1 protein-coding gene is annotated in these 2394 nt (G+C 71.5%); it reads left to right on the top strand.

The window, feature by feature from the left end:
- Positions 1–2394: transcription-repair coupling factor (gene mfd / locus G6023_RS04215; protein ID WP_182634171.1), on the top strand; the 2394-nt coding region annotated here is incomplete at both ends.

The raw sequence follows: 2394 nt of genomic DNA, 5'->3' as shown, positions 1-2394 counted from the left end.
GGCGGCGGCCGGGCCGCGATGGTCGTGCCCGGCCACGGCACCGTCGCCCGCATCCTGGAACGCCTGTCCGAGGCCGAGGTCCCCGCCACGGCCGCGACGGCGGGATCCGCACCGGCCTCCGGGCTCGTGTCGGTCTACGAGGCGGTTCTGCACGGCGGGTTCTCGCTCACCGAGGGCGCCGCCGGGGTGGCGGACGACCTCGTCGTCGTCTCCGAGACGGACCTCACCGGCAACCGCCTCGGCTCCACCACCCGCCCCAAGGCCCGCCACTCCAAGCGCCGCAACCAGGTCGACCCGCTGGCCCTGAAGGCCGGCGACTGGGTGGTGCACGACCAGCACGGCATCGGCAAGTTCGTGGAGATGGTCGAGCGGCAGGTGCGCGGCGGCGACGGCTCCTCACGGCGCGAATACCTGGTCATCGAGTACGCGCCCGGCAAGCGCGGCGCGGCCGGTGACCGCCTCTACGTGCCGATGGAGTCGCTCGGGCAGCTCAGCCGCTACGTCGGCGGCGAGGCCCCGACGCTGTCCAAGATGGGCGGCGCCGACTGGCAGAACACCAAGCGCAAGGCCCGCAAGGCGGTCCGCGAGATCGCGACCGAGCTGGTGCAACTGTACGCCAAGCGGCAGTCCGCGCCCGGGCGCGCGTTCGGCCCCGACACCCCGTGGCAGCGCGAGATGGAGGACGCGTTCCCGTTCACCGAGACCGTCGACCAGCTCACGGCGATCGAGGACGTCAAGCACGACATGGAGAAGACCGCCCCCATGGACCGCGTGGTGGTGGGCGACGTCGGCTACGGCAAGACCGAGGTCGCCGTGCGCGCCGCGTTCAAGGCCGTGCAGGACGGCACCCAGGTCGCGGTGCTGGTGCCCACGACGCTGCTCGCGCAGCAGCACCTGGCCACGTTCGCCGAGCGCATGACCGGCTTCCCCGTGACGATCCGTGGACTGAGCCGGTTCACCTCCGACGCCGAGGCCAAGAAGATCCTCGCCGGGTTGGCGGACGGGACAGTCGACGTGGTGATCGGCACACACCGGCTGCTCGCCACCGGCGTGCGGTGGAAGAACCTCGGCCTGGTGATCGTGGACGAGGAGCAGCGCTTCGGCGTCGAGCACAAGGAGCACATCACGTCCCTGCGCACCCACGTCGACGTGCTCACCATGTCCGCCACCCCGATCCCGCGCACGCTCGAGATGTCGCTGGCCGGCATCCGCGAGATGAGCCAGATCCTCACCCCGCCCGAGGAGCGCCTGCCGGTCCTGACGTACGTGGGCGCGCACTCGGACAAGCACGTCGCCGCCGCCATCCGGCGCGAGCTGCTGCGCGAGGGGCAGATCTTCTACGTCCACAACCGCGTGCGGACCATCGACTCCACCGCCGCGAAGATCCGCGACCTGGTGCCCGAGGCGCGCGTCGTGGTGGCGCACGGGCAGATGGGGGAGGAGCAGCTCGAGCAGACCGTCGGCGGGTTCTGGAACCGCGAGTACGACGTGCTGGTGTGTACGACCATCGTCGAGACCGGCCTGGACATCTCCAACGCCAACACCCTCATCGTGGACCGCTCCGACCAGCTGGGACTGTCGCAGATGCACCAGCTGCGTGGCCGCGTGGGCCGGTCACGGGAGCGCGGGTACGCCTACTTCCTCTACGACCCGGAGAAGCCGCTCACCGAGACCGCGTACGACCGGCTCGCGACGATCGCGCAGAACAACGACCTCGGGGCCGGCATGGCCGTGGCGATGAAGGACCTCGAGCTGCGTGGCGCCGGCAACGTGCTGGGCGCGGAGCAGTCGGGGCACATCGCGGGCGTCGGGTTCGACCTCTACATCCGTCTCGTGGGCGAGGCGGTGGAGGCGTACCGCGCGATCGCCGACGGGGAGAAGGTGGAGGTCGAGGAGGAGGTCGGCGAGATCCGCATCGAGCTGCCCGTCGACGCCTACATCCCCGTGGAGTACGTCGACGGCGACCGGCTCCGGCTCGAGGCGTACCGCAAGCTGTCGCAGGCGCGGGAGGCCGCCGACATCGACGCCGTGGTCGAGGAGCTGCTCGACCGCTACGGGCCGCTACCCGCCGAGGCCCGCCGCGTGGTGTCCGTCTCGCGGCTGCGGCTGGTCGCGCAGAAGTACCGGGTCCGCGAGATCGTCCTGGCCGGATCGCGCCTGCGCGTCGGCCCGCTCGACCTGCTGGACTCGCAGCAGATGCGGCTCAAGCGCATGTACCCGGCCGCGCAGTACCGGGCCACGCAGAAGACCGTGCTGCTCCCGCTGCCCAAGGCCGCAGGCGCGCGTGCGGGTGCCGGCGGCGAGAAGGCGCGCGACGACGAGATGCTGCAGTACGCCGCCGACTTCCTCACGGCGATGGCCGGGGATCCGGAGGGGTCGAACCCGGTGATCCAG

Source organism: Dietzia sp. DQ11-71, from assembly GCF_014144995.1.
GTDB classification, from domain to species: domain Bacteria; phylum Actinomycetota; class Actinomycetes; order Mycobacteriales; family Mycobacteriaceae; genus Dietzia; species Dietzia kunjamensis.
Note: the sequence above shows the minus strand (reverse complement) of the source record. Positions and strands in the feature narration are given on the sequence as shown.